Raw genomic sequence first — 21,237 nt, forward strand, 5'->3', positions numbered from 1 at the left:
CCCGGCCACGGCGGCGGCCAGCGCCGCGCCGCCAACTCCACAGCAACCCGCCCCCGACACCGGTGCGGCCGACATCCACGTCCAGCGCGGCGCCGCAGCGCCGCGTTTGAACGCCGCGCTGCAGGATGGCTACCAAGCCTTCATGGCAGGCGACTACGCCACGGCGGCACAGCAATACGCCAATGCGCTGCGCCAGGACCCGAACAACCGCGACGCCCTGCTGGGCAACGCCACCATTGCCGCGCGCCGTAACGACATGGCTGCCGCCGCATCGGGCTACCAGCGCCTGCTGGAATTGAATCCCGCCGACGCCGATGCGCAGGCAGGCTTGCTGGCGCTGCGTCCCGGCGACCTGGGACACAGCGAAGTGCGGCTGAAGGAATTGCTGCGGCGCGATCCGGGCGCCGCTCCGCTGGAATTCGCACTGGGCAATCTCTATGCACAGCAGGGCCGCTGGCCCGATGCGCAGCAAGCATACTTCCGCGCCTACACGGCGATGCCGGACAACGCCGACTATGCATTCAACCTGGCCGTGGGGCTGGACCGCCTCAGCCAGCGCAAGCTGGCGCTGACGTATTATCAGCGCGCGCTGGATTTGTCGCGCACCAGCCCCGCGGCATTCGACCGCACTGCGGCACGGCGCCGCGCCGATCAATTGGCGGACAGCGCGCAGGGAAAGCAGCCATGAATGCGTTACACCAGCCGGGCCACGGCCCCGCCGCGCCGCTGGGCAAATTGCTGGTGCGCCAAGGCGTCATCAGCGAGGACCAGCTGCGCATTGCACTGATCGAGCAAAAGCGCAGCGCGGAACCGCTGGGCCGCCTGCTGATTTCGTTGGGCTTCGTGACGGAAGCCACGATGCGCGAGGCGCTCAGTGAAAAGCTGCAAACCCCCGCAGCTGATCTGAACAGCCTGGTGGTTGATGCTGTCGCGCTCAAATTGATTCCCAAGGATGTGGCAAAGCGCTACCGCGTCTTCCCCATCGTGTATGAGCGCGACAAGGACAACCTGGTGCTGGCCATGGCCGATACCAGCAATATCGTCGCGCTGGACCAGATCAACGCCATGCTGGTGCAAGGCATCACCATCACGCCGGTACTGGTCAACGAATCCGATATCAGCCGCGCCATCGACCAGTATTACGGTTTCGAGCTGTCGATCGACGGCATCCTGCATGAAATAGAAACAGGAGAAGTCAACTACGCCAGCATGCGGGCCGACACGGATGAATACAGCCACCCGATGGTGCGCCTGATCGATGCGCTGCTGGCCGATGCCGTGCAAAACGGCGCGTCCGACATCCACTTCGAACCGGAACAGGGCTTCCTGCGCATCCGCTACCGTATCGACGGCATCTTGCGCCAGATCCGCAGCCTGCATAAATCGTACTGGCCCGCGATGGCGGTGCGCCTGAAAGTCATCAGCAGCATGAATATCGCGGAGACCCGCGCGCCGCAGGATGGCCGCATTTCCATCCGTTTTTCCGGCCGCCAGATCGACTTCCGCGCATCCAGCCAGCCGACCACGCACGGGGAAAACATCGTGCTGCGCGTGCTCGACCGCCAGCAGGGCATCGTGCCGCTCGACGGGCTGGGGCTGGCCGATCCGGAATTGACGCTGTTAAAGCTGATGATTGCCCGCCCCCACGGCGTGATTCTCGTCACCGGCCCCACCGGCAGCGGCAAGACCACGACTTTGTATTCGATCCTCAACCATATCAATACCGAGAGCGTCAACATCATGACGCTGGAAGATCCGGTTGAGTACCCGATGAACATGATCCGGCAAACGTCCGTCAACGACGCGGCGCGCATCGGCTTTGCCGACGGCATCCGCTCCATGATGCGGCAAGACCCGGACATCATCCTGGTCGGCGAGATCCGCGACCGCGAAACCGCGGAAATGGCGTTTGCCGCCGCCATGACGGGCCACCAGGTGTATTCGACCCTGCATACGAATTCAGCCATTGGTTCGCTGCCACGGCTGCTCGATATCGGCATCGTGCCCGATGTCATGGCGGGCAACATCATCGGTATCGTGGCGCAGCGGCTAGTGCGCAAGCTGTGCGTGTACTGCCGCGCGCCCTCGGAAGCCGACGACATCGAACGCCGCCTGCTGGGCCTGGCGCCGGACGACGGGCCGGCGCCGGTCTACCGCGCCGTGGGCTGCCCGCGCTGCGCGCACCAGGGCTACAAGGGCCGCATGGCCATCATGGAAGTGCTGAAGATGAACAGCGAACTCGATGAGCTGGTGGGCCGCCGCGCATCCGGCCGCACCATGCGCGAAGCGGCTGCGCGGGCAGGCTTCCGCACGCTGGTGGACGATGGCATGCGGCGCGTGCTCGATGGCGCCACCACGCTGGAAGAAGTGGCGCGCGTGGCGGATTTGACGGACAGGCTGCAGTGATGCCCCATTACCTGTACAAAGCCATGGATGCCGCCGGCGAACTGGTGCCCGGCAATATGGAAGCGGCCAACGTGCCGGACCTGGAATTGCGCCTGGGCCGCATGGGCCTGGACTTGATTGATTACACGGTGACGCGCACCCGTACCCTCGCGCTGGGCCGGCGCAAGGTCACGCGGGCCGACATCATTAATTTCTGCTTCCACATGGAGCAAATGACGGGCGCCGGCGTGCCGGTGCTGGAAGGACTGGGCGACCTGCGCGACAGCATGGAACAGCATCCCCGCTTCCGCGAAATCATCACGTCGCTGATTGAATCCATCGAGGGAGGAAGCCAGCTGTCGCAAGCGCTGCAGGCGCACCCGGAAGTTTTTGACCGCACTTTCACCAGCCTGGTGCACGCGGGCGAGCAAAGCGGCCGCATTACCGACGTCTTCAAAAACCTGGCCGACAGCCTGAAATGGCAGGATGAACTGGCGGCCCGCACCCGCAAGATCCTCACCTATCCCGCCGTAGTCGCGGTGGTCGTCATTGCCGTCACGTTTTTCCTGATGATTTACCTGGTGCCGCAATTGACGGCATTTATCCGCAATATGGGCGGCTCGCTTCCCCTGCATACGCGGGCGCTGATTTTCGTGTCCGGCGTGTTTATCCGCTGGTGGCACGTGATCCTGGCCGCGCCGGTACTGGCGTGGCTGGGGCTGCGCTGGCGTTTGCGCCGCAGCGGCGCGGCGCGGCGCCGCTGGGATGCATTGCTGCTGCGCGCCTGGCTGGTGGGGCCGGTACTGCACAAAATTATCCTGGCCCGTTTCGCCACGTACTTTGCGCTGATGTATGCGGCAGGCATCCCGGTGCTGGAATGCCTGCGGCTGTCCGAAGGCATTGCCGGCAACCGCGCCGTGGCCGAAGGCTTTAAACGGGCCGCGCAGCTGATCGCGGAAGGCGCCAGCGTCGCGTCGGCGTTTCAACATACGGGAATATTCCCGCCGCTCGTGGTGCGCATGCTGAAAGTCGGCGAAACCACGGGGGCGCTGGACCGGGCGCTGCGCAACGTCAGCTATTTCTATGACCGGGAAGTCAAAGACATGACGGACCGCGCGCAAGCCATGATGGAACCGGCCATGACGGTGATCCTTGGCTTGCTGCTGGGCTGGATCATGCTGTCCGTGCTGGGCCCCGTGTACGACACGATAGGGAATATCCGCCTGTGAACATGCTATTCGGACCAACGTTGCACCTGGCGTACCTGTGCAGCGGCAGGCTGGAAACCTGGCGCTGGCGGCGCGGCGTGCTGGCGGCCGGTCCCGTGTTTGAACCGACCCGCGCCGGCATCGACGCCCTGGCCGACCATATGGTGGCGCTGGGCCGTCCGCCCGTGCATTTGCTGGCCGATCTGGTCGAAGAAGATTTCCACCGCCTGCTGTTGCCGCACGCGCGGGGCCGTGCCGGCCGCAATTTGCTGGCGCGCCGGTTGCAGCAGCATTACCGTGAAACGCCATACCGCCGCGCCGCCATGCAGGGCCGCCAGCCGGAGCACGAGGGCGGCGGGCGGCGCGACGATATCGTGCTGATGTCGGCGCTGACCAATCCCGCCACGGTGCAGCAGTGGACGGAAGCGCTGACACTGGTGCAGGCGCCGGTGGCGGGCATCTGGTCCGCCGCCCTGCTGTATGAAGGCGTACCGCAGGCGCTGGGCTTTACGCAGCCGCATATCCTGCTGGTGACGTGGCAAAGCTGCGGCATGCGGCAAAGCTATTTCCGTGACGGGCAACTGAAATTCTCGCGGCTGGCCCCGGCGCAGGCAGAATGCGCGGCAGAGACGGCGCGCACGCGCCAGTTCCTCGTCAGCGCGCATTTGCTGGAGCGGGACGATATGCTGCATGCCATCATCGTCACGCATGACGATGCCATTGCGCCGTTATCCGAACAGTGCATCAGCAGCACAGAAACCACATTCCACTTCGTGCCGCTGGCCATTGCGCTGGAACGCTGTGGCGCCGATGCCGGTGGCGCGGAGGCGACGATGCTGGCCGATACCGTACTGCTGCATGTGCTGGCGCGCACGCTGCCGCGCAGCCATTATCCGTGCGGCGCCGATGCCCGCTATTTCCGCCTGTGGCAGGCGCGCGTGTCGCTCTATGCGTCCGCGCTGGTGGTGGCTGCCTGTGCGCTGGTCTGGACCGGGTTGAACCTGTGGGCGTATGCGGACGCCAACGTGTCCGCCGCCACGCTGGCGGAAGAAACCCGCCATTTCACGGCGCGCTACCGCAGCGCCATGGCGCCCGTTGGTCCTACGGCAGCACCGACCGCGGATATGCGCGCTGCCGTGCTGGTTGACCGCCTGCTGGCGGACCAGGGACCGGCGCCGCTGGACATGCTGTCACAACTGAGCGGGGCGCTGGACCGTGCACCGCAAGTGCAGCTGGTGGCGCTGAACTGGCAAGTGGAGCCGCCGGGCGGCGGCGCCCCGGCCAAGTCCACTGCGGCGCGCGGCCAGCCCTCACTCCCCGCCGCCGCCGGGGACGCGGCCAGCACCGGCTCCGTGCCGTCCTCGTTGCTGGGCATCCCCGTCAAGCCGCGCCAGTCGCTGCGGGTGGAAGCGGAAGTGCGGCTGCCACGGCCCGATGCAAAAGGCGCGGTGGACAGCATGAATGCATTTGCCCGGGACCTGGCCCGGCTTCCGCGCATGAGGGTGGCAATCGAGCAGCCTGTGCTCGACATACGGCCCGATGTGAAACTCAGCGGCCGCGCCACGGCGGAAGCGGCGCCCCCCGTGCCGTTCACGCTGCGGCTGGAGCTGGCGCCATGAATGCCGCGACAGTTCAACGTCCGCTGCCATGGTGGCTGCGCGACTTCCGACACATGCGGCTGGCGGCGCTGGTGTTTGCCGTCGCGGCGGCCTGCGCGGCGGCAGCGGTTGTCTCCACGCGGGCGCTGTGGCATGACGCCCGCAGCCGGCAAGTGCAGGCGGCGCACACGCGCGACCTGGCGCGCAGGCAGTTTGCACAGGTGGATCAGGAAAAGCGCGACATTGCCCTGTTCCAGCCGATTTACCAGCAATTGCTGGCACGCCATCTGGTCGGCGCGGAAAACCGCCTGGACTGGGTCGGCGCACTGCGCCAGATGCAGGACCAGTATGGCCTGGGGCCTATCGCGTATGACATTGCACCGCGCCAGCCGGTGGTGATGTCGCCCGCCATGGATTTGGGCCGTTTCAGCCTGTACGCCACACGGATGCGGATACAAATCGACTTGCTGCACGAAGGCGATTTATTTACGCTGCTGGCCGGGCTGCGCGCACAGGGCCACAGCACGGTACAGGAGTGCACGTTGAAACGCCCGGCTTCGGCGCCGAATGCACCGCTGGCGCCCACTGTGACGGCCACGTGTACGCTGAACTGGGTAACGCTGGCCGATGGCGCCGTACCGGATACGGGCACGATGGCTGGCGTGGTCCCCGCGGCGCCGGAAGGTGCGCTGGCGGCGCGGGCCAGCGAAGGAGCCGGTCCATGAATGCCCTGCGCAACCTTGTATGCCAGGGCCAGCTTGTGGCGGTCTGCGCGCTGTTGCCGGCGCACGCAGCGGAACCGCCCCCGCTGGGACGCCTGTTCACGACACCGCAGCAGCGCGCGCAGCTCGATGCGCAGCGCTACGGCGTGCCGCAAACCGCGCCGGCCGCCGAGGTTGCGCCGCCACCGCCACCGCAACCACCCGTTGTGGTCAACGGCGTAGTCCGTCCGTCGCGCGGCAACGCCACGATATGGCTGAACCAGGAGCCCGTGCCGGAAGGCCAGCGCATTACGCGGCGCGACGGCAAAGTCGTGGTGACGCTGTCATCGGGCCAGCGCGTCACGTTGAAGCCGGGCCAGCGCTATGATGAAGCGGCGGGAGGGGTGCGCGATGAAGCCCAGTGATGCACGCTTGCGCCGTACGCGGGGCCAGCGCGGCGCCGTGCTGCTGATTTTGCTGGCCATCCTGGCGCTGGCGGGGTCGTCGCTGCTGATGTCGGCTTTCAGCGCGGGCAACCCGCACGCGCGCCGCGAACAGCAGACCATGATGCTGCTGGCGCAAGCCAAGGACGCGCTGGCGGGATTCGCCGCGGTCAATGGCCGCCTGCCCCTGCCTGCGGCTTCGGCGCTCGATGGGCTGGAACGCCGTACGCCATGCAGCAGCGATGCCGACTGCACGGGCTTTCTGCCGTGGGCCGCGCTGGGGATCGACGGCGCCGACGCCTGGGGCCAGCGGCTGCGCTACAGCGTCACCCCTGCCTTGACTACGTATGCGTATGCGGCATCGACCGCCGTTGCCAACCGCACCGTGCAGACGCGCGATGCGGACGGTGCGTTGCGCTATCTGGCGGGCGGCCCGGCATGTTCGGTCGAGGCGCAGTGCGCGCCATTTGTCGTGCTGTCGCACGGGCGCTACAACTTTGGTGTCAGCGAAGCGGGAATTGCACGGGCCAATGCCGCCGCCGGCAACGACGACGAAGCGGACAATGCGGAACAGGCGCTGCACTTTATCAGCCGCCCCGCGACGGCCGACCCGCAGCACGCGGGCGGCTCATTTGACGACCTGGTAGCGTGGCTGCCGCTGGACTTGCTGTACCGGCGGATGCGCGCTGCCCGCACCTTGCCCAACTGACTATGCGAATCAAACTGCAACACGGTTTCAGCCTGGTGGAAATCGCCATCGTGCTGGTCATCGTCGGCCTGATGATCGGCGGCCTGTTGACCCCATTGACCGTACAAATGGAACAGCGCCGCGTGGCGGAGACGCGGCGCATGCTGGATGAGGCCAGGGAAGCGCTGGTGGGCTACGCGGTGCGGCATGGCCACCTGCCCTGCCCGGCAATTTCCGCCGCCAACGGCGAAGAAGACCGTACCGGCTACCGCTGCACGGATGAACGGCGCGACGGCTTCCTGCCATGGGCCACGCTGGGCTTGCCCAAACTCGATGCATGGAACCACCTGTACCGCTACAGTGTGACGCCGGCGTTTGCCGACAGTGGCCAGCGCTTCAAAATCATTACGCCGCGCGATATCACCGTGTATACGCGCGACGCCACCGGCGCGCTGGCTTATGCCGCGCCGGCGCAGGATGTGCCGGCCGTGATCGTGTCGCACGGGGCCAATGGCGCCGGCGCGTACAGTGAACTCGGCGTCGCCGTGGCCACTATGTCCCGTGGCAATGAGGATGAGCGCAACAATGCGCAATCGGACGTGAACTTTGTCGCCCGCCCGCCCAGCGACAGCCGCGCGCAGCAAGGCGGGGAATTTGACGACCTGGTGGTGTGGGTGTCGCCCAACATCCTGTTCAACCGCATGGTCGCGGCGCAGGTGCTGCCATGAAAGCGGTGGCGGCGATCGCCCGCTGCACCGTGCTGGAAGCGTGGCGCGGGCGCCTGCCTTGGGTGATGGCGGCAACGCTGGCGGCGGCGCTGGGGTTCGCGGGATTTGCCCGCCAGCTGGCGCTGGCCGAAGGCGACGCGACCCATACCGGGCTGCTGGGCTCCTTGCTGCGGCTGGCGTGCGCCGGCGGTATCGCCAGTTTTGCCGTACTGTCCGTGATGCGGGAAGCACAAGGCCGGGGCATGCAATTGATGATGGCCATGGCGCTGCCCCGTGGCGCTTACGTGGCGGGGAAATTTGCCGGGCTGGCGCTGCTGGCGGCGCCGCTGGCTTTCGCGTGCGGCGCGCTGCTGTACGTATGCGCATCGCCAGGACAGACTGTTTTGTGGACGTTGTCGCTGCTGTGCGAATTGTGGCTGGCGGCGGGCTTTGGCCTGCTGTGCGCACTGGCGCTGGCGCACCCGGTGCCGGCGCTGGCGGCCACCCTGGCGTTTTACCTGTTGGCGCGTGTGGCGGGCGCCTTGCAGCTGGCCGCCAGGCATGGCCTGCACCCTGATGACGCGCTGCGCCGCTGGATGGCGCTGGGCTTCGACGCCATTGCCGCTCTGCTGCCCCGGCTGGATCTGTACACGCGCGCCAGCTGGCTGATTTACAGCGACGGCAGCTGGACGGCGCTGGTGGCGATTGCCGGGCAGACTGCCGTGTACCTGGCGCTACTGGGCGCTGCCGCGATGTTTGATTTACAGCGCAAGGAACTGTGATGGCTGACCGGGCTAGCTTCAAGCTGCGCATGCTGGTGGCCGCCACGCTGGCGGCCCATGTGCTGTATGCCGCATGGCTGCCGGCGCCCGGGGCACGCGCCGAACCTCTGCCTTCCGCCCCTACCACGGACTGGCTGCGTATTGCCAGCCTGGGCGAGCCGGAAGTGGCTGCGCGGGTGCTGATGCTGCAAGTCCAAACACTGGACGATGGCCGGCGCTGGCGCGACCTTGACTACACCGCCCTGGCGGCATGGCTGGACCGCGCGCTCGACCTGGACCCGCGCGGCCAGGCGCCGCTGCTGGCGGCAGCCGATGTCTATGGCGCCATTCACGATCCGGCGCGTGTGCGCATCATGCTGGAATGGATTGCGCGGCGCTTCAGCGAAGACCCGGACCGGCGCTGGCCATGGCTGGCGCATGCCGCGCTGCTGGCGCGCCACCGGTTGCACGATCCGGAACTGGCGCAGCGCTATGCACAGGCGATCCACGACCAGGCCACGGGGCCGGACGTGCCGCCGTGGGCACGCGAACTGGCGCCGCTGCTGGCCGGCGCATCCGAGCGCGACGCGGTGCGCGCCATTGCGGGCGGCCTGCTGGTGTCGAACCAGGTACACGACACGGCGCAGTTGCGGTGGCTGGAACGGCGCCTGCAGCGCGCAGAACACTGACTTTTCAACTTTGGAGTATTGATCATGACATTCCTGCATTCCGCCGCACGCAGACGCGGCTTCACACTGGTGGAAATTGCCATCGTCCTCGTCATTATCGGTTTGCTGCTGGGCGGCGTATTAAAGGGCCAGGGGCTGATCGACAGCGCCAAGGTGAAGAACATCATCCAGCAATCGAATTCGCTGACGGCTGCGGTTAATGCGTACCAGGACAAGTTCCGCGCATTGCCGGGCGATGATCCGCTGGCCACCACGCACGTGCCAGGGGCCACGGGCAATGGCAATGGCGACGGCCAGATTTCCGAATACTATCTGGCGCCCCAGCACCTGGCGCTGGGCGGATTCATCACCGGTTCGTACAACGGCAGCACGGACTTCATGACGAGCGCCCAGGGCGGCGCCGTGTATTTGTACAACGACGTGGTGGGCGGCCGCGGCGGCAACGGCATCCGCTTCGACAACTTGCCGGACACGTTTGCCGAGCAAATCGATTCCAAGCTGGACGACGGCAAACCCAACACCGGCTCCGTACGCGCCAATACCGCCGGCGGCGCCTATACGAGCAGCGGCGCGATCGTTCCCCGCACCGCCATCTTCTTCTAAACCATGGGGTCAGACGTGCATTCGTGCATATTCCCTGCAGGGTCAGGCGTGCATTGATGCATCCGTTTCACTCTGGCGCACGGCAAAATTCGCGTGAAAACAACCATTATGTTGCGTATTGCAAGTGACGAAAAAAGGCGGGACGGCAGAGTGGCGCGAATGCACGAATGCACGTCTGACCCCAATGGGTGTGTGCATTAATGCACGTCTGACCCCACAAAAAACGCACGCACGTTCTATTTTTTGGGCTAGAATAAAAAAACTATCCCGAATACCAATAGGAGATGCATGATGTTTGAGGAATTCATCGGCACCAAGGAAGTGTCCGAGCGCCAGCGGTTTGATGTTGCTGCGCTCGACGCTTACCTGGCCCGGCATATCGATGGCTACCCGGCTGGTGAACTGGCGGTTGCCCAGTTCAAGGGCGGCCAGTCCAACCCGACCTTCAAGCTCTCCAAGGGCAGCCAGCATTACGTTTTACGCACCAAGCCGGCCCCGGCCGCCAAGCTGCTGCCGTCGGCCCACGCCATCGACCGCGAATACCGCGTCATGGATGCGCTGAACAAAGCCGGCTTCCCCGCCGCCCGCCAATACACGCTGTGCCTGGATGAATCCGTCATCGGCCGCGCCTTCTACGTGATGGAATTCGTTGAAGGCCGCGTGCTGTGGGACCAGGCCCTGCCCGGCATGACGCCGCAAGAGCGCCAGGCCATCTACGCCGAACAAAACCGCGTCATCTCGCTGCTGCACACGATCGACTACAACGCCATCGGCCTGGGTGACTTCGGCAAACCCGGCAACTACTTCCAGCGCCAGATCGAACGCTGGTCCAAGCAATACGTGGCGTCGCAAACGGAACCCATCGAGGCCATGGACCGGTTGATCGCGTGGCTGCCCGCCAATATCCCGCCCGGTGATGAAACATCGATCGTGCACGGCGATTTCCGCCTCGATAACATGATTTTCCACCCGACCGAACCCCGCGTCCTGGCCGTGCTGGACTGGGAACTGTCGACCCTGGGCCACCCGTTTGCCGATTTTTCCTACCATGCGATGGGCTGGAATATCGAGCCGGGCCAGTTCCGCGGCATCGGCGGGCTGGATTTGCAGGCGCTGGGCATCCCGTCGCAACAGGAATACATTGCCATGTACGCGGAACGCACGGGCCGCACCTTGCGCCTGCAAGATTTCAATTTCTACCTCGCCTTCAACATGTTCCGCCTCGCCTCCATCATGCAGGGCATCATGAAACGCTACGTCGACGGCACCGCCTCTAGCGCCCAGGCACTGGAATCGGGCAAGATGGCCCGCCCGATGGCGGAACTGGCGTGGGCTTACGCCAACGGCAAAGCTATTTAACAAGGAACCAGCATGGACTTCGAATACTCCGACCGCTGCAAAGAACTGCAAGGCAAATTGCTGGCCTTTATGGACCAGCACATTTACCCCGTTGAAAACGTGTTTTATGAAGAAGTCGACCGCAACGGCCGCGAAAAAAACAACCGCTGGATTCCCACGGAAATTGTCGAACAATTAAAACCGCTGGCGCGTGAACAAGGCTTGTGGAATTTGTTCCTGCCGAAATCCAAACGCGCGCCGGAAGGCTTGTCCAACCTCGACTACGCGCCGCTGTGCGAAATCATGGGCCGCGTGCCGTGGGCGCCGGAAGTATTCAACTGTTCCGCGCCTGATACCGGCAACATGGAAACGCTGGAACGCTACGGTACGGAAGAACACAAGCAGCAATGGCTGGAACCCTTGCTGCGCGGCGACATCCGCTCCGCTTTCGCCATGACGGAACCGGCCGTGGCGTCGTCGGACGCCACCAATGTCGAAATGAGCATCGAGCGCCACGGCGATGAATACGTCATCAATGGCCGCAAATGGTGGATTTCCGGCGCCGGCGACCCGCGCTGCAAATTGTTCATCACGATGGGCAAAACGGATTTCGACGCGCCCCGCCACCAGCAGCAATCCATGATCCTCGTGCCGTCCGATACGCCCGGCATCACCATCGTCCGGCCACTGCCCGTGTTCGGCTATGACGACGCGCCGCACGGCCACTGCGAAATCATTTATGACAACGTGCGCGTCCCCGCGTCCAACATCCTGCTGGGCGAAGGCCGCGGTTTTGAAATTGCCCAGGGCCGCCTGGGCCCGGGCCGCATTCACCACTGCATGCGCGCCATCGGTGTGGCCGAACGCGCGCTGGAACTGATGTGCAAACGGTTGAACAGCCGCGTCGCTTTCGGTAAAAAGATTTCCGACCAGGGCGTGTGGCGCGAACGCATCGCGGAAGCGCGCATCCAGATTGATACGGCGCGCCTGCTGACCCTGAAAGCCGCGTACATGATGGACACCGTCGGCAACAAAGGCGCGCAGGCGGAAATCGCCATGATCAAGGTGCTGGCGCCGACAGTCACGCAGCAAGTGCTGGACTGGGCGATTCAGGCCCATGGCGCTGGCGGCGTGTCGGGCGACTTCCCGCTGGCTTACCAGTGGGCCGGCAACCGTACGCTGCGGCTGGCCGATGGTCCCGATGAAGTGCACCGCAATGCCATCGCCAAGCTGGAACTGGCCAAGCACATGCCGTTGAAAGAAGACCTGAGCCTGCCTGTCACCCGCAGTTGACGCCAGAATCCGGCCGGCGCCACGCCGGCCGGATTAACTTATCTCTTGCAAGCAACAACTTTCTGTTGCTGTCCAGCACAAAGAATTTTGCCGAATTCACTGGCACGGGTATCATCCAAAGGCCACCGGACCAACTGGAGACGCCGGGTGACCACGGATAACGGAAAATTACCAACCATACGCTCGCAAATCGCACTGCTGGTGCTGGTTTGCGCATTGCCATCCGTCGTGGGCCTGGGCGTCATGGTCCAGCATTTTTATCAGCGCGAAACCGTGCAAGTGTCGCGCGATGCGCTGGAAACCGCGCGTGCCGTCGCTGCGGCGGTGGAACACGATATCAGTGAAGCGGAAAGCACGGCGCTGGCGCTGGCCAGTTCGCCCAGCCTGGCTAAGGGGGAGCTCGAAGCATTTGCCGCGCAAGTGCGCAAACAGTTGCGGCCGGCCTTCCCTGCCGAGAAATTCGTGTTGACCGATACGGCAGGCCGCCAGGTGCTGGCCATCGCTCCCGGCGCCGCGCTGCCGGACAGTACGCTGCAGCCGCCCGCCGCACGGCCCGCTGCACCTGCCGATGCACCTGCCGATGTACCGGTCAATGCATCGGCCAATTCATTAGCCAATTCATCGGTCAACGCTTCGTCCACTACGCTTGCCGATTCCGCAGCCAAATCGTCCGCCCCCTTGCCCGCCGCGACATCCGGCCCGCCCGCGCGGCTGCGCGCCGTGTTCGAACAAGGCGCCACCGCCGCCTCCAGCCTGCTGGAACGCGCCCCGGACGGCCAGCGCTGGCTGGCCATCGATGTGCCGGTCGAGATACAGGGCAAGCCAGCCTATGCGCTGACGGCCGTGCTGAAGCGCGACTTGCTGGGCGCCCTGCTGGCTGAGCAGCGCTTGCCATCCCACGTGATTTCCAGCCTGATTGATGGCGACGGCATCATCCTTGCGCGCAATAAGGATGCGCACCGCTATGTCGGCAAGGAAGTCCCTCCCGACCTGATGGACGCGATGCGCGATAGCGACGAAGGCACGGTACGCACCGTATCGATGGACGGCTTGAAAGTCTATGCCGCATTTGCGCGGCTGCCGCGCCACAACTGGCGCATCGCCGTCGCCATGCCGGAAGAACATGCGCTTGACGGCATGATGCCGTCCGTACCGCTGGTGACGGGCGCCGTTACGCTACTGGTATTGGCCGGTTTCGCCATGTCATGGCTGATGGGTGGCCAGATCGGCCGCTCGGTCAGCGCACTGACGCAGCCGGCCCATGCACTGGCAACGGGAGAGCCCATGGTGCTGGCGCCATCGAATTTCCTGGAAGCGGAAGAAGTCGCCAAAGCGCTGCGGCAGGTGGAAGGCGATATCGGACGCCACCGCCACCAGTTGGAATTGCTGGTGGCCGAACGCACGGCGGAACTGGCGGCATCGAAAGCACTGCTGGAAAACGTCTATGCCAGCGCGCCGGTCGGGCTGTCGTTCGTGGACCTGGATTTACGCATCGTCATGATCAATGAATACCTGGCGGCCATCAACGGCAAACCCGTCAGCGCGCACATCGGCCGCCATTTCGGCGACGTGATCCGCGACCCGCAGGTGCGCCTGGACGTCGAGCGCGATTACCGCACCGTGCTGGCGACCGGTGAGGCGATTTCCGGCATCGAACTATCCGGTACGGCGCCCGGCAACCCTGATGACGTGCGGCACTGGCTGACAGGCTATTTCCCCGTGCGTGCCGCCAATGGCAAACTGATCGGGATTACCGGACTGCTGCTGGACATCACGGAGCAAAAGCGCACCGAACAAGAGCTGCGCCAGTCCAAGCAATTGTTCAAATCCGTGGTCGAACACATGCCGGTAACCCTGTTCGTCAAACGCGCCAGCGATTTGCGCTTTGAAATGCTGAACCAGCACGGAGAAATGACGTTCGGTTTGCCGCGCGAAGAATTCATCGGCAAGAACGATTACGATTTCTTCCCGGCCGAACAGGCCGATGCATTTACCGCGGCAGACCGCGATGTGCTGCGGTCCGGCAAAGTGGTCGAGATCCCCGAAGAACCGGTGACCAGCACCGACGGCCGCCTGCGCTACCTGCACACGCGCAAGGTCGCCATGCGCGACGATGACGGCAATCCCACCCACCTGCTGGGCATCGCCATCGACATCACGGAACGCAAGCAGGCCGATGAGGAATTGCGCGCCACGTCGGCCAGCCTGCAGCGCTCCAATGCCTTTATCCGCGCCATTGCCGACAATGTGCCCGGCATGGTGATCTACTGGGACGAACAATTGCGCTGCCGCTTCGCCAACCGTTATTTCGCGGAATTCATGGGCCGTCCGCGCGAAGAAATCCTGGGCGCCGCCATCCAGGACGTGCTGGGCGACCGGCTGTACATGGAAAACCTGCCGCACATCGAAAGCGTCATGGCGGGCCAGCCGCAAAGTTTTTACCAGGACCGCCTGCGCGCCGACGGCGAGTTGCGCTACGTGTGGGCCAGCTACGTCCCCGACCTGGATGAACAGGGCAAGGCGCGCGGCTTCTTTGTCATGGTGTCCGACGTGACGGAGCTGAAGCGCGGCGAATTGCGCCTGCACGACTTGAACGACCAGCTGGTCAAGGCGCGCGACCGCGCGGAAGCGGCCAGCCGGGCCAAGAGTGAATTCGTGGCCAACATGAGCCATGAAATCCGTACGCCGATGAACGCCATCCTCGGCCTGGCGCGGCTGCTGGAAGAAGCGCCGCTGGAACGGCGCGAACGCAGCTACGTCGGCAAGATCCAGCTGGCTACGCAATCGCTGCTGGCGGTCGTCAACGATGTGCTGGACTTTTCCAAGATCGAAGCGGGCCAGCTGAAGCTCGACATCAACCGCTTCAACCTCGACCATATTTTGACCAGTATCGGCGTCGTCATCAGCCAGGCCGCGTGGGACAAGGGCGTGGAACCGATCTTCGCGATTGGCGCCGAAGTGCCGATGGAACTGGTGGGCGACGCCATGCGGCTGCAGCAAGTACTGCTGAACCTGGCCAGCAATGCCGTGAAATTCACGCGCGAGGGCGAAGTGGTGCTGAGCGTGCGCCAGGTGGGCGGCAGCATTTCCCACGTCAGCCTGGAATTTTCCGTGCGCGATACGGGCATCGGCATCCCGCGCGAACAGCAGGAACACATGTTTGATGCATTTTCCCAAGCCGACACCAGCACCAGCCGGCAGTACGGCGGCACGGGCCTCGGCCTGGCCATTTGCCGCCGCCTGGTCGACTTGATGGGTTCTACCATCACCGTGCACAGCGAGCCGGGACGGGGTTCCGTGTTCCGCTTCACGCTGGCGCTGGAACGGGCCGTGATGGGGATTCCCTCGCCACAGCCGTTGCCCCCCGCACTGCAAGGCTTGTCGCTGCTGATCGTCGACGACAATGCCACCGTGCGCGATATGCTGTCCCGCCACTGCCTGGCGCAGGGCTGGAGCGTGTGGACGGCGCATGACGCGGCCACCGCCATGGCCATGCTGCACAAGCTGGCGCGCCCGGTCGGCCCGACGCAGCTCGATTTGCTGCTGCTCGATGCGCGCCTGCCGGACATGGATGGCATTGGGCTGCTGACCCAGGCCCACACTGACGACAGACTGCAGCTGCCGCCCGCCATCATGATGGCGCCCGACCACCTGACGGAGGAATTGCAGGCGCTGGCCGATACCTTGCACATCGCCTCCGTACTGGCCAAGCCATCGACGCCAAGCCGCATGATGGCGGCCATTGCCGCCGTGCGCACAGGCTGCGCGGAACCATCCGCCCTGCCCGCGTCGGTCCCGCTGACGGGCCGCCTGGCCGGCGTGCGCGTACTGCTGGTGGAAGATAATGAAATCAACCAGGAAATGGCCCAGTACATCTTGCTGCATGCGGGGGCCCGCGTGGAAATCGCCGCCAATGGCCGCATCGCTGTCGATATGCTGGAAGCGGATGGCAGCCGCTGCGACGCCGTGCTGATGGACCTGCAAATGCCGGTCATGAATGGCTATGAAGCCACTGCCGCATTGCGCGCCATGGGGTTCCGCGATTTGCCTATCATTGCCATGACGGCCAACGCGATGGAAGAAGACCGCCGCCTGGCCATTGAAGCCGGTGTCGATGCGCACGTGCCGAAACCTATCGACGTGGAAGAAATGATCGACACACTGCTGCGTTTTACCGCCGTGCGCAGCGATGCCGACGCTGCCAGCACGGGCGGCTGGGCCGTGGAAAAAGACGACCGTCCGGCGGAATTGCCCGGCATTGATCTCGATGCGGCGCTGAAACGGCTGGCCGGCAACTACCCGGCATTTGTGGGTTTGCTCAAGCGCTTTGAAAATTCGCAGGGCGACACCGTGGCAGACGTGCGAATGTTGCTGGCTAACAACAAGCGCGAAGAAGCCGCCAAATTGCTGCACCGGCTGCGCGGCGTCGCGGCCAACCTGGGCGCCGGCGACATTGCCCGCATCAGCGCACAGGCGGAAGTTGCCTTACATCAAGACAATGATGCGGAATTGGCGTTTATGCTGACTGCTCTGGAACAGTCGATTGCGATTGTGACAGCAGCGGCCCGCACATTGCCGCTGCCATTGCCGGCAGGAGCGCCAGAGGCGGAACAACGGGATGAACTTGACCTGACGCAAGCCCTGCAAGAACTGGTATCCTTGCTACAAACTAACAATATGAAAGCTTTGACACACTTCCAGTCCGTCCGGCCATCGCTGGAATCCCGCGGCCACGGCACGGTGCTGGCGCTGGCCAATGCGATCGAGACGCTGGATTTCGCCGCCGCTGAAGGGCTGGTGCGCGACCTGTTGAGGCGAAAGGAAAACGCATAATGAGCTGGTCCGACCTGGCAATGAACGGCCGCATCCTGATCGTCGACGATGCGATGGAAAATATCCAGATCCTGCACCACGCGCTGCGCGACGAACACGATGTGCTGTTCGCCCTGAACGGTGAAAAAGCGCTGCAAATTGCGCACAACCAGTTGCCTGACCTGATCTTGCTCGATGCTGTCATGCCCGGGATGGATGGCTATGAAGTGTGCGCCGCGCTGCGTGCATCAAGCGCCGTGCGCGATATCCCCGTGATCTTCGTGACGGCGCTGACGCATCCGGAAGATGAAACCCGCGCGCTGGAAGCCGGCGCCGTGGACTTCATCAGCAAGCCGTTCAACTCGGCCGTGGTGCGGGCCCGCGTGCGTACGCAGCTGACCATCAAGCGCCAGGCCGACGCCATGCGGGAATTGACGCTGACGGACGTGCTGACGGGGGTGGCGAACCGCCGCAGCTTCAATGAAGCGATGGACAATGAATGGCGCCGCTGTGCGCGGGCGGAACAGCCGCTGGCGGCCATCATGATCGACATCGACCACTTCAAGAATTACAACGATGCCTACGGCCACCAGGCAGGCGACCATTGCCTGCAGCAGGTGGCATCCGCGATGAAGCGCTGCGCCGGCCGTCCGCCGGACTTGCTGGCCCGTTATGGCGGCGAAGAATTCATCATCCTGCTGCCGGCCGTGGGCCTGGACGGCGCGGAAGTCGTGGCCAAGCGCCTGCTGGAAGAAGTACGCAGCCTGAATTTGCCGCACTGCGCATCGTCCGTATCGGACCAGGTGACGGTGTCGCTGGGCGTGGCGGCGATACAGCCCAGCGACGACAATGACCCGGAAGCGCTGATCCGCGCCGCCGATGCCTTGCTGTACCGGGCCAAGGAAACGGGACGCAACCGCTATTGCATCGGCAACGGTAGTTAAGGCCGGGCGGTTGAAACCGCCCAATCCGTGCATTGCCAACGTTATAATGATGGCTGATTAACCTGTATCAGCCATGCATACTCCCACTCCGCCTTCTTCCGATGCCGCCGCTGCCGACGCTGCGCGTTTCCGCCGCCGCCTTTATATATTGGGCGCCATCGCCCTGGCCGGCCTTGCCGCGCTGACGGCGCGTCTGGTGTGGCTGCAAGCTTTCTGACTTTTTCACTGCATGACATCCGTTCCATTGTGGCGCCGCGTGCGCCCGTTCCTGGCTATTGATGCCCGCCTTGCGCTGCTGGTCGGCCTGCTGCTGGCCGCCGGCCTCGGTACGCTATATTCCGCCGCGCTGGACTTCCCCGGCCGTTTCGAGCTGCAGCTGCGCAACGTGGTGATTGCCCTGTCGCTGATGTGGGCGGCCGCCAATATTCCCCCTTCCACCCTGATGCGCTATGCGGCGCCCGTGTATGGCGCCGGCGTGGCGCTGCTGCTGGCCGTATTCCTGTTCGGCATCAGCCGCAAAGGTTCACAGCGGTGGGTGTGGATCGGCTTTGAATTCCAGCCATCGGAAATGATGAAAATCGCCATGCCGCTGATGCTGGCGTGGCTGTTCCACCAGTTTGCCGCTACCCGGCGCACGCATTTGTTCATCGTGGCCGGCGTGCTGCTGGCGATACCGGTGGGCTTGATCATGAAACAGCCGGACCTGGGCACGGGCTTGCTGGTGCTGGCGGCCGGCCTGTATGTGATTCTGCTGGCGGGCCTGTCATGGAAGGCGCTGGCGGCCATGGTGCTGGCTGGGCTGGCGGCAATTCCCATCGCGTGGCCGATGCTGCACGACTACCAGCGCAACCGCGTCCTCACGCTGCTCAATCCCGAAGCCGACCCGTTGGGCAAAGGCTTCCAGATCAAGCAGGCCGGCATTGCCATCGGCTCCGGCGGCATGGCGGGCAAAGGCTGGCTGGAAGGCACGCAAGGCCACCTGGGCTTCGTGCCGGAACGGTCGACGGATTTTATCTTTTCCGTGTTTGCCGAAGAATTCGGCCTGGCGGGCAACCTGGTGCTGCTGGTGCTGTATGCGCTGCTGATCGTGCGTGGCCTGCAAATCGCTGCTGCCGCGCCGACCGTATTTTCCCGCCTGCTGGCCGGCGCCATCACGGGGATATTCTTCACGTATGCATTCGTCAACCTGGGCATGGTGAGCGGCATCATGCCGGTGGTCGGCGTGCCGCTGCCCTTCTTCAGCTATGGCGGCACGGCCCTGATGACGCTGGGAACAGGCTGCGGCATGCTGATGAGCATACGCCGCGCCTCCCTGCTGGTACGGTAGGTACGGCCGTTACTGCACCGTCAGGATCACCTTGACGCTGTCGTCGGCAGCGGATTTTTCAATGTAGCCGATTGCATTGACATCCGCCGCCACGGCTTTTTTTACTTCCGCACTGCTGGCATATTCCTTGGGCGCGTTGCCCTTGCCGGTAAATACCAGCTTGGACCACGCCGCCTTCACTTGTGAAATATCCTTGCCCAGCACCTTTTGGCTGAATTCATTGCGCAGCGGCCCTTCCGTATGTTCGACCGGCGTGAATAGCGCCGATTTGCCGACAAAGAATTGCGCAGCCTGTTCGCTGAACATGCGCGTCGCGGGATTCTTGGGATTGACGATGACGACGATTTCCGCCGCCGTGGCCGATGCCGCCACACCGGCCAGCACGCCCGACGCCACCGCCAGCTTCAGCCCCTGCTTCACTGCCTGCTTCAAAGACCTGGTCATGGCAGTCTCCTAGAACACGAAGTCGATGCCGGCGGCATACACGTTCACCGGCCCCGTGAACCCTGGCGCGGGCTTGATGAACGCACCGGCGCCATCTTTCGGCGTGATGCGGTCCCACTGCACTTTGAGCGCCATGGAATCGCGGAAGTCCCAGCGCACGCCCACCGCGTTGGACTTCTGGATCGCGGCGCGGATAGCGCCGTTGACGGCCGCCGTCAACGGCGCGGCAGGCCCGGTGGTGGGCATGCCCGGCATGGTGCGGATCGACTTTTGATCGATATTGCCGTGGTAGTAGTACGGCAGCACTTTGCCAAAGCGGTAGCCGCCCATCAGGTACCACGAATTGGTTTGCATCACGAGCCGCGTATCGGTGCGCCGCATGGCATATTCACCCTGCAGCACAATGTTTTTCCAGTCCATGGTGCCGCCAAACGACGTGAAGCTGCCGTCCACGTCGGAAATTCTCAGCTGGTCCGCCACGGCAGTGAAGCCGGACGCCCGCAGCGTATTGCCCAGCCCCGTCAGCGCCGCGCTGCCGGTGATGGAAAACTTCGCGTTGGCCCGGCCGAAGCGCAGCGTGAATGGGCCGTTTTCCGCCACCACGTGCAGCGACAGCAAGGGGTGGTATTCAATGTAATTGCCGACCAGCTTTTGCTTCGTATGGCCGCCGCCGAACTGCACGGTCAAGGTCGTATCGCCAAACGACGGCTGCCAAACGACGTCCGCGCCATCGTAATAATCGCCGCTGACCTGGCGGTACACTTCGGCCGGCGGCCGGATCATCGTATTGGCATAGCCGACCTGGCGGAAGTCGGAAATCATGTACACGGGTGTGCCGATGCGCCCGACCCGGAAATTCAAGTCATCGGTGGCTTTCCATTTGGCGAATGCCCACGCCAGTTCCGCGCCTACGTCGTCGACGGGATTCTTGCGCACCAGACCTTGTACCGTGAAGGACAGGCTGTCTGTGGCTTTGGCGGTCGCCTGCAGGCCAAAGTTGGAATCGACGCCGGTGCGCCAGTCTTTCTTGGCGCCCACCGCCTGGTTGGGCCGGATGAATTCCGCCTGGTCGGTATCGGTGCGGGTGGCGGCCAGTGTGCCGAAACCGCTGAGTGTCACGGCAGGCCAGTCTGCCGCATAAATGGTGGGGGTGTAGACCGCGCCGGCCAGCGCAGCGCTTAACAGGGTCAGTCGAAATCGCATGCAGTCTCCCTTTCGATGTCCATCGGTGCACGGGGCAAGGCCCTGCCACAAACGCTGTGTGGATCAGGAAGCCTTGATACCAGTGTGGGCGAC

Annotated in this window: 19 protein-coding genes; 17 read left to right on the forward strand and 2 right to left on the reverse strand. The window is 64.1% G+C overall.

All coding sequences use genetic code 11. The features are described from left to right. The 17 genes from GM668_RS27435 to rodA form a co-directional block, all read left to right on the forward strand. Positions 1–688: tetratricopeptide repeat protein (locus GM668_RS27435; protein WP_155442161.1), on the forward strand; the 688-nt coding region annotated here is incomplete at its 5' end. Beyond that, positions 685–2,406, forward strand: a complete 1,722-nt coding sequence (locus tag GM668_RS27440) for a GspE/PulE family protein (protein ID WP_155442162.1) — start codon at positions 685–687, stop codon at positions 2,404–2,406. The genes GM668_RS27435 and GM668_RS27440, both read left to right, overlap by 4 nt. Continuing rightward, a complete protein-coding gene (locus tag GM668_RS27445) occupies positions 2,406–3,614 on the forward strand; it encodes a type II secretion system F family protein (protein ID WP_155442163.1) in 1,209 nt (402 codons plus the stop codon). Before GM668_RS27440 ends, GM668_RS27445 begins: the two co-directional genes overlap by 1 nt. Further along, positions 3,611–5,212: a hypothetical protein gene (locus tag GM668_RS27450; protein WP_155442164.1), complete on the forward strand. Its 1,602-nt coding sequence runs from the start codon at positions 3,611–3,613 to the stop codon at positions 5,210–5,212. The genes GM668_RS27445 and GM668_RS27450 overlap by 4 nt, the downstream gene beginning before the upstream one ends. Beyond that, a complete protein-coding gene (locus GM668_RS27455) occupies positions 5,209–5,916 on the forward strand; it encodes a hypothetical protein (protein WP_155442165.1) in 708 nt (235 codons plus the stop codon). The genes GM668_RS27450 and GM668_RS27455 overlap by 4 nt, the downstream gene beginning before the upstream one ends. Further along, positions 5,913–6,317, forward strand: coding sequence for a hypothetical protein (locus tag GM668_RS27460; protein WP_155442166.1), 405 nt, complete (start codon positions 5,913–5,915; stop codon positions 6,315–6,317). Before GM668_RS27455 ends, GM668_RS27460 begins: the two co-directional genes overlap by 4 nt. Beyond that, complete coding sequence (locus GM668_RS27465) at positions 6,304–7,044, forward strand: hypothetical protein (RefSeq protein WP_155442167.1); 741 nt, start codon at positions 6,304–6,306, stop codon at positions 7,042–7,044. Before GM668_RS27460 ends, GM668_RS27465 begins: the two co-directional genes overlap by 14 nt. A 2-nt stretch (positions 7,045–7,046) precedes the next feature. Then, positions 7,047–7,751 (forward strand): type II secretion system protein, encoded by a 705-nt coding sequence (locus GM668_RS27470; RefSeq protein WP_155442168.1) that lies wholly within the window; start codon positions 7,047–7,049, stop codon positions 7,749–7,751. Further along, the gene (locus GM668_RS27475) at positions 7,748–8,512 is read left to right on the forward strand and encodes an ABC transporter permease (RefSeq protein WP_155442169.1); all 765 of its coding nucleotides are present in this window, start codon (positions 7,748–7,750) and stop codon (positions 8,510–8,512) included. Before GM668_RS27470 ends, GM668_RS27475 begins: the two co-directional genes overlap by 4 nt. Then, complete coding sequence (locus GM668_RS27480) at positions 8,512–9,180, forward strand: hypothetical protein (protein ID WP_155442170.1); 669 nt, start codon at positions 8,512–8,514, stop codon at positions 9,178–9,180. Before GM668_RS27475 ends, GM668_RS27480 begins: the two co-directional genes overlap by 1 nt. A 24-nt stretch (positions 9,181–9,204) precedes the next feature. Continuing rightward, positions 9,205–9,783, forward strand: a complete 579-nt coding sequence (locus tag GM668_RS27485) for a prepilin-type N-terminal cleavage/methylation domain-containing protein (RefSeq protein ID WP_155442171.1) — start codon at positions 9,205–9,207, stop codon at positions 9,781–9,783. 291 nt (positions 9,784–10,074) lie between these two features. Continuing rightward, positions 10,075–11,142 (forward strand): phosphotransferase, encoded by a 1,068-nt coding sequence (locus GM668_RS27490; RefSeq protein WP_155442200.1) that lies wholly within the window; start codon positions 10,075–10,077, stop codon positions 11,140–11,142. A 12-nt stretch (positions 11,143–11,154) separates the two neighbouring features. Further along, entirely contained in the window at positions 11,155–12,414 is a 1,260-nt protein-coding gene (locus tag GM668_RS27495) for an acyl-CoA dehydrogenase family protein (RefSeq protein WP_155442172.1), read from the forward strand. A gap of 147 nt (positions 12,415–12,561) precedes the next feature. Further along, on the forward strand, positions 12,562–17,247 hold the full coding sequence (locus GM668_RS27500; RefSeq protein ID WP_155442173.1) for a PAS domain-containing protein: 4,686 nt from the start codon (positions 12,562–12,564) through the stop codon (positions 17,245–17,247). Continuing rightward, on the forward strand, positions 17,247–18,170 hold the full coding sequence (locus tag GM668_RS27505; RefSeq protein ID WP_155442174.1) for a diguanylate cyclase domain-containing protein: 924 nt from the start codon (positions 17,247–17,249) through the stop codon (positions 18,168–18,170). The genes GM668_RS27500 and GM668_RS27505 overlap by 1 nt, the downstream gene beginning before the upstream one ends. Positions 18,171–18,243: 73 nt before the next feature. Continuing rightward, on the forward strand, positions 18,244–18,387 hold the full coding sequence (locus GM668_RS27510) for a hypothetical protein (RefSeq protein ID WP_155442175.1): 144 nt from the start codon (positions 18,244–18,246) through the stop codon (positions 18,385–18,387). A 12-nt stretch (positions 18,388–18,399) separates the two neighbouring features. After that, positions 18,400–19,497: a rod shape-determining protein RodA gene (gene rodA / locus GM668_RS27515; RefSeq protein ID WP_155442176.1), complete on the forward strand. Its 1,098-nt coding sequence runs from the start codon at positions 18,400–18,402 to the stop codon at positions 19,495–19,497. A gap of 9 nt (positions 19,498–19,506) precedes the next feature. Here the strand turns inward: rodA and GM668_RS27520 are convergent, their stop codons facing one another. After that, the gene (locus GM668_RS27520; protein ID WP_229499999.1) at positions 19,507–19,941 is read right to left on the reverse strand and encodes a type 2 periplasmic-binding domain-containing protein; all 435 of its coding nucleotides are present in this window, start codon (positions 19,939–19,941) and stop codon (positions 19,507–19,509) included. 9 nt (positions 19,942–19,950) lie between these two features. Beyond that, positions 19,951–21,144 carry a hypothetical protein gene (locus GM668_RS27525; RefSeq protein ID WP_155442177.1) on the reverse strand — a complete coding sequence of 398 codons (1,194 nt, stop codon included), beginning with the start codon at positions 21,142–21,144 and terminating at the stop codon, positions 19,951–19,953. Positions 21,145–21,237: the final 93 nt, after the last annotated feature.

Source organism: Pseudoduganella ginsengisoli (assembly GCF_009720865.1).
In the GTDB taxonomy this organism is placed as follows: Bacteria; Pseudomonadota; Gammaproteobacteria; order Burkholderiales; family Burkholderiaceae_D; genus Rugamonas; species Rugamonas ginsengisoli.